Below are 6,253 nucleotides of genomic sequence, written 5' to 3'. Positions count from 1 at the left end.
GGCGCCCGCTTCGCGGTAGCGGGCGGGGACGGGGTCCTCGCCGCGCTCGACCCGGCGGCGCACGTCGCGCACCGTGGCCGGGGACAGGCCGCTGGCGCGGGCGACCTCGCGCAGCCCGGCGTCGGGCCGCCCGAGGAGGATCGCGGCGGCGCGGCGGCGCCGCCGCCCGCTGTCGAGGGGCCGCACCCGGCCGTCCCGGCCGAGCCGGCTGGTGGAGCGCCCCGCGTGCCCGGTGGCCGTCTGCGCCCGGATGCGGGCGACGGTCTTGTCGGAGATCCCGGCGGCCGCCGCGACCGCACGGTCGGACCACTGCGGGAAGGCCACGACGATGCGGGCCGCCGCGGCCGTGCGGTCGGCGCGCGACAGCGGCAGACCGTGGGTGACGTTGGCCTGCACCGCCAGCACGAAGGCGGCCCCGCGGTCGCAGTCCAGCAGCCGCGCGGGGATCTCCGAGCGGCCGTTGGACAGGGCTGCGCGGACCCGGTGGACGCCGTCGATGACGCGCAGGGCGGGGCGGTGCACGGTGATGGGGGGCACCAGGTCCCCGGCCCGGGCGAGCACCCGTACATGGGCCCGGTCCTCCCCGGCCAGGCGGGGCGAGCCGTCCAGGACGAGCGAGTCGATCCGTACGCGCACGATCGGGTGCGAGGCGATCCAGCGGGCCGACGACTCGATCCCGTCGGGACCGCCGGCCGGGTACGTCACCTGCTCGGCCACGGACAACGTGCACCTCCTGACAGCACTGCGGAAGCTGAACCGGATCCATTTCCGAGCGACATTGGAGGCGGTGGCGCCGAACAGTGTCAACGCGCCGCGAGCGGGTCTCGAATCCGGCTGGAGCCCCTCTCAAGGGCCGGGGCCGCCGGCCGCGCGCCCGGTGCATCCCTGTCACAGTCCGCCGGCGAGCGGTGTCTTCAGTGATGTACCCACCGGCCACGCCCAAGAGGAGCTCGTCATGGAACCCCGTCTGAACCTTTTCGGCAGCCCGGTCGCGGCCAAGGCCCTGAAGTACTTCGCCTCGGCGAGCCGGGTGATCATCAAGGAGTCGTCGCTGCCGAAGTCGACCCAGGACCTGGTGATGCTGCGGGCGAGCCAGATCAACGGATGCGGCTACTGCACGGACGCGCACTCCAAGGACCTCGCGCACGCGGGGCAGTCCGCGACGCGGATCAACCTGGTCGCGGCCTGGCGCGAGTCCAACGTCTTCACCGACGCCGAGCGCGCCGCGCTGGAACTGACCGAGCAGGGCACCCGCATCGCCGACGGCGCCGGCGGTGTCACCGACGAGGCCTGGGCCGATGCCGCCAAGCACTACGACGAGGAACAGCTCACGGCGCTGGTGTGCTTCATCTCCTTCATCAACTCCTCCAACCGCTTCGGCGTCATCAACCGCACGCCCGGCGGCGACTACCAGCCCGGCGATTTCGGCTGACCGGCCTCGAGACGGCGTGGAAGCCCGGTGGACGCCCGCCCGCGCACGGCGGCGGGCAGGCCCCCGAGCGGCCTGCCCGATCGCGGCCCGGCCGCTTCGCACGGTGTGCAAGCGCGGAATCCCCAAGGTTGCACACCGTGCGCAGCGGCCGGGAGCCGTGTCTATGGTGACGCCGGTCCCACGCGCTCTGCCCACGGGCCCGGCCCGTCGGCGGGCCGCCCGATCCGGGTCACCTGTCGCTACAGATGCGAGGCATCCATGACGGAAGAAGCTGTGACGCACCCACTGGTCTCCTTCCCCCAGGACCGTACGTGCCCGTACCACCCGCCGAGCGGGTACGACCCGCTGCGCGCGGCACGGCCGCTGACCCGGGTCAGGCTCTACGACGGCCGCGCCGTGTGGCTGGTCACCGGCTTCGCCGCGGCCCGTGACCTGCTCGGCGATCCCCGCCTGTCCGCCGACCAGGACAACGAGGCGTTCCCCTCGCCGACCGAGGGCTTCAAGAACCGTGTCCGCGGCCGCCGGCTGTCCCTGCTCGGCATGGACGACCCCGAGCACAAGGCGCTGCGCCGCACGGTGATCCCCACCTTCACGGCCAAACGCGTCTCCGCCCTGCGCCCGCGCATCCAGGAGATCGCCGACCGGCTCATCGACGCCGTCATCGACCAGGGGCCTCCCGCCGAGCTGGTGAGCGCGTTCGCGCTGCCGGTGTCGTCCCAGGTGATGTGCCTCATGCTCGGTGTGCCCTACGCCGACCACGAGTTCTTCGAGGAGCAGTCACGGCGGCTGCTGGCCGGCCCGACCGCCGAGGACACCCAGCGGGCCGGGGAGCAACTCGACGCCTATCTGGGCGAGTTGATCGAACGCAGACTGCGTGAGCCCGGTGACGCCCTGCTCGACGAGCTGATCCACCAGCCCTACGCACAAGGGGCGATCGGGCGCGAGGAGCTGATCGCGCTGGCGGCCCTGCTGGTCGTCGCGGGGCACGAGACCACCACCAACATGATCTCCCTCGGCGCGTTCACGCTGATCGAGCACCCCGAGCGGCTCGGTGAACTGCGCGCGCACCCGGAGCTGATGCCGGCGGCCGTCGAGGAACTGCTGCGCTTCCTGTCCGTCGCCGAGGGCGGGATGCGGGTGGCGACGCAGGACATCGGCTACGGCGGGCAGACGATCCGGGCCGGCGACGGCGTGATGATGTCGACGTCCCTCATCAACCGCGACCCCGCGCGCCACCGCACGCCCGACGAGCTGGACTGGCACCGCGAGGACCGCCACCACCTCGCGTTCGGCTTCGGCATCCACCAGTGCCTGGGGCAGAACCTGGCCCGGGCCGAGATCGAGATCGCGCTGCGCACCCTGTTCGAGCGGCTGCCCGGCCTGAAGCTCGCGGAGCCCGCGGCGCAGATCCCCTTCAAACCGGGCACCACACTCCAGGGCATGATCCGACTCCCGGTCAGGTGGTAGGAGATGGGCGTGCGCATTCACATCGACAGGGACCGCTGCATGGGGGCGGGCATGTGCGCGCTCACCGTCCCGGGCGTCTTCACGCAGGACGACGACGGTCTGAGCGAGCTCCTGCCCGGGCGTGAGGACGGCGCGGGCGAGCCGCTGGTGCGCGAGGCCGTACGGGCCTGCCCCGTGCAGGCCATCGCCGTCAGGGACGACTAGCGCAGCAGCGGAGCAGGGGTGCCGTCCGGCGGGAAGCCCCCGCCCGAAGCCCTAGGTGAGCGTGGGCACGGGTCTGCGCCCGCTCTGCGCGGGGGAGGGGCCGGGGGAGGCCGGCGCCGGCCACAGGTCGTGGCCGCAGTCGGGGCTCAGGAAGTCGTCGAGCCCCGTCACGTGGCGTCCCTGGGCGATCGGGATGCTCTCCAGGTACTCCTCCGGCAGGTCGAACGCCTCGGCGAGCAGGCTGAGATGGGGGGCCAGCGTGTCGAGGAGGGTGTCGACGGCGGCGGGCAGAGCACGGACGTGATCGGGCGTCAGCCGCTGCTCGCTGAGCAGGTCGCCGGTGTGGTGGTGGAGTTCCTGCAGCAGGAAGAGCCGGCACAGGTCTTCGAGGAGGGCGCGCGTGCCCGGGTCCGCCGTCGTCCCGATCGCGGCGAGGAAGGCGTCCGCGGCCTGCAGCCGGGCGTGCGCGGCGACCATCTCGAGGCCGCTGGTGGACGCGGAGTTCCAGCGGGCGAGCGGATCGCCCCGGCGGCCCCGGCGCATCGCCCGGCGGGCCCTGTCCTGCCAGATGGCCGCGGTCTGCGCGTACAGCTCGCGCAGGAACGAAAGGTCGCTCAGGGTGCGGCTGTGCGGCGGGTGCGCGTCGTGCCCGGCGCGGTCCACGACGTGCCCGAAGACCATCTCGGAGGCGGCCTTCACCCAGATGACGAGGTTGTCGCCCTCGGCGGTGATCCCGCCCTCGATGTGCGAGGGCAGGTCGGACAGGGCGTTGTGCGCGAAGAGGCCGTGGGCGCCGCACCGTTCGCGGCATTCGACGGCGATCGCGCGGGCCTGCCAGGTGATCCAGCCCTTGGAGACGGCGACCAGGCGTTCGGTCTCCTCCCGGTTGTCCGGGGTGTGGCCGGCCCAGCGGTCGACCACGCTGCGGTGCAGGAAGGTCATGGCGTAGGCCGTGGCCAGGCAGTGCAGGAGCCTGCCGTGGTGGCTGCGGTGCTCCGCCACCGCTATGCGCCGGCCGGCCTTCGGCCCGGCGATGTGCCGGGAGCGGGAGTGGCGCACGGCGATGACGAGGGCGGCCCGTGCCATACCGAGCGTGCCCGCGCTCATGCACAGTTTGCCGGTGGTGACGCGGGCGATCGTCTGCAGGAACCGCTTGCGCGGGTTGCCCAGGCCGCTGACGAACGTGCCGTCGGCGCCGAGGCGTCCGTGCGGGCCCTCCAGCAGGGCCTCGCGGGGCAGCCGTACGTGGTCGAAGGCGGTGACGCAGTGGTCGACCGGTGTGCCGGGCCGGGCGGGCAGCCGGCGCACGTGGACTCCGGGCAGGTGGCCGAACTCGTCGCTGAGCGGGGTCAGGAACAGAAAGACACCCCGGTCCTGGCCGCCGGTCAGAAGGCGGGCGGCCACCAGAGCGCTCTTGGGACCGCCCGTCGTGCTGGTGTTGGGCATGAACTTCTGGGCGCCGGGGTTGGGTGTGTGCAGGATGAACCCGCCGCCTTCGCGGTCGAGTTCGGCCGTGGTCTCCAGCAGCGCGGCGTCGTTGCCGTGCTCCAGCTCGGTGCACAGGAACGTTCCGGTGCGCTGCATGCGGGTGTAGTCGGCCAGGTCCCGGCGGCCGCCACCCTCCTGCTGGTGGTCGAGCAGACTGCCCAGGAACAGGTTGTAGTGGATGCTCTCCAGGGTGCACAGGCCGCCGTCGAGGAAGCCCGTCCATTCGTGCAGCCCCGCCAGCCGCGCCGGGTCCAGGCTCAGTTCGCGGGGGTCGTCGAGCACCGCGTTGACCTGCCGGAGCCGGGCGTAGGACAGGGCGGTGCGCTCCTGCGCGGACAGCCCCGGCCGGTGGCGGAAGCCCTCGCGGACGATGAGCTCGCGCCAGACGCCGTGCAGCCGGCTCCGGTCGTCGCGGTCGAACAGGACGTACGTCAGCTCGCGCAGGGCCGGCTGCGTGGCGGGGGGCGCATCCGCTGCTCCGATGGTGCCAGGAGCCTGCGCCGGTTGCGTCAGCAGGTTCATCAGAGTCCTTTCGTGGATACCCCTGGCCTCAGCCGGGGGAGAAAACGAAAACCCTGCGGGGCAGGGCAAGGGGCAGGGCAGGGGGCGGGGTTTCGCCGCGCAAAGTACGTACTAACCGGTTTCTTTCACAAGGCGCTTTGGGAACAGTTGACCTGAGCGCCCCTCTGATCAACTCCCGTGCCAGGCAACACAGTTGCTGGTCCGGGGACACGGCCGGGCGGACCTGCGCACGGCGATCGTCCCGCCCGATTGAGAAACCGGCCGCCAGGTTTTATTGTAGGGATTCCGGCGTGGGGCGCCGACGGGACGGGAACGTGATCGGCCGGAGTGCGGCATTCCGTAATGGAGGGTGCACCATTAAGATCCGACGTGCCGGTTTTTTCTCGGCCGGCGGGCCCAGAGACGTGGGGTGAGCTGTGGCACAGCAAGAGCGGGCGGTGCGGACCCGGCAGGCGATCCTGGCGGCTGCCGCCGAGGTCTTCGACGAGCTCGGATACGAGGCCGCGACCATCTCCGAGGTGCTCAGGAGAGCGGGCCTGACCAAGGGAGCGCTGTACTTCCACTTCGCGTCCAAGGAGGAGCTGGCCCAGGGCGTGCTGCTCGAGCAGGTCCGCGCGCTGCCCGCGGCGCCGCAGCACCAGCTGGTCCTGCAGCAGTCGCTGGACGAATCACTGCTGCTGGCCTACCTGTTGCGCCGCGACACCGGCAATCCGATCGTCAGGGGCGCCGTGCGGCTCACCGTCGACCAGGGCTCGCCCAGGGACGGCCTGGACCGCAGGACCCCCATGGGCGCGTGGGAGGAGCACATCGGGGCGGTCCTGGAGAAGGCCAGGGAGCGCGGAGAACTCCTGCCCAACGTGGACCTGGCGGGCGTCGGGAAACTGTTCGTGGGTGCCTTCACCGGGGTGCAGGTCCTGTCCAACATCATGACCGGCCGCGACGACCTGCCGCAGCGGGTGTGCGACCTGTACCGGTATCTGCTGCCGTCCATCAGCGTCCCGGGTGTCCTCGTGCAGATGGACTTCGATCCCGAGCGGGGGATGCGGGCCCTGCACCACGCCCTGCGCCTGCAGCAGGACAAGGACCTCGAGGCCGCCGCGACGGCGTGAGCGAACACCCCCGGCGGCGCGGGCCGTCGCG

6 protein-coding genes are annotated in these 6,253 nt (G+C 72.2%); 4 read left to right on the top strand and 2 right to left on the bottom strand.

Translation table 11 applies throughout. From position 1 onward, the window contains the following. On the bottom strand, nt 1-717 hold a 717-nt coding region (locus ACFWBB_RS21785), incomplete at its 3' end, for a ParB/RepB/Spo0J family partition protein (RefSeq protein WP_385274825.1). 238 nt (nt 718-955) lie between these two features. On the opposite strand from ACFWBB_RS21785, the gene ACFWBB_RS21780 reads away from it, so the two are divergent. The 3 genes from ACFWBB_RS21780 to ACFWBB_RS21770 all read left to right on the top strand — a co-directional run bounded on the left by ACFWBB_RS21780 (nt 956) and on the right by ACFWBB_RS21770 (nt 3,103). Continuing rightward, nucleotides 956-1,432 (top strand): carboxymuconolactone decarboxylase family protein, encoded by a 477-nt coding sequence (locus tag ACFWBB_RS21780; protein WP_385274822.1) that lies wholly within the window; start codon nt 956-958, stop codon nt 1,430-1,432. A 258-nt stretch (nt 1,433-1,690) separates the two neighbouring features. Next, nucleotides 1,691-2,899, top strand: coding sequence for a cytochrome P450 (locus tag ACFWBB_RS21775; RefSeq protein ID WP_385274819.1), 1,209 nt, complete (start codon nt 1,691-1,693; stop codon nt 2,897-2,899). A gap of 9 nt (nt 2,900-2,908) precedes the next feature. Further along, nucleotides 2,909-3,103, top strand: coding sequence for a ferredoxin (locus ACFWBB_RS21770; RefSeq protein WP_385274816.1), 195 nt, complete (start codon nt 2,909-2,911; stop codon nt 3,101-3,103). Nucleotides 3,104-3,154: 51 nt separating this feature from the next. On the opposite strand, the gene ACFWBB_RS21765 is transcribed toward ACFWBB_RS21770, so the two are convergent. Further along, nucleotides 3,155-5,113 (bottom strand): acyl-CoA dehydrogenase, encoded by a 1,959-nt coding sequence (locus tag ACFWBB_RS21765; RefSeq protein ID WP_385274813.1) that lies wholly within the window; start codon nt 5,111-5,113, stop codon nt 3,155-3,157. Between the two features lie 416 nt (nt 5,114-5,529). Between ACFWBB_RS21765 and ACFWBB_RS21760 the strand changes: the two genes are divergently transcribed. Continuing rightward, nucleotides 5,530-6,222: a ScbR family autoregulator-binding transcription factor gene (locus ACFWBB_RS21760; protein WP_385274810.1), complete on the top strand. Its 693-nt coding sequence runs from the start codon at nt 5,530-5,532 to the stop codon at nt 6,220-6,222. Nucleotides 6,223-6,253 lie beyond the last annotated feature (31 nt).

The sequence above is a fragment of the Streptomyces sp. NPDC060000 genome (genome assembly GCF_042737375.1).
Classification (GTDB): Bacteria; Actinomycetota; Actinomycetes; order Streptomycetales; family Streptomycetaceae; genus Streptomyces.
This window is presented reverse-complemented; position numbering and strand designations above follow the sequence as displayed.

Excerpts from the sequence above, each read along its gene's own strand:
- ACFWBB_RS21780 (WP_385274822.1), top strand. The coding sequence starts at position 956 with ATGGAACCCCGTCTGAACCTTTTCGGCAGCCCGGTCGCGGCCAAGGCC.
- ACFWBB_RS21775 (WP_385274819.1), top strand. The coding sequence starts at position 1,691 with ATGACGGAAGAAGCTGTGACGCACCCACTGGTCTCCTTCCCCCAGGAC.
- ACFWBB_RS21765 (WP_385274813.1), bottom strand. The coding sequence starts at position 5,113 with ATGAACCTGCTGACGCAACCGGCGCAGGCTCCTGGCACCATCGGAGCA.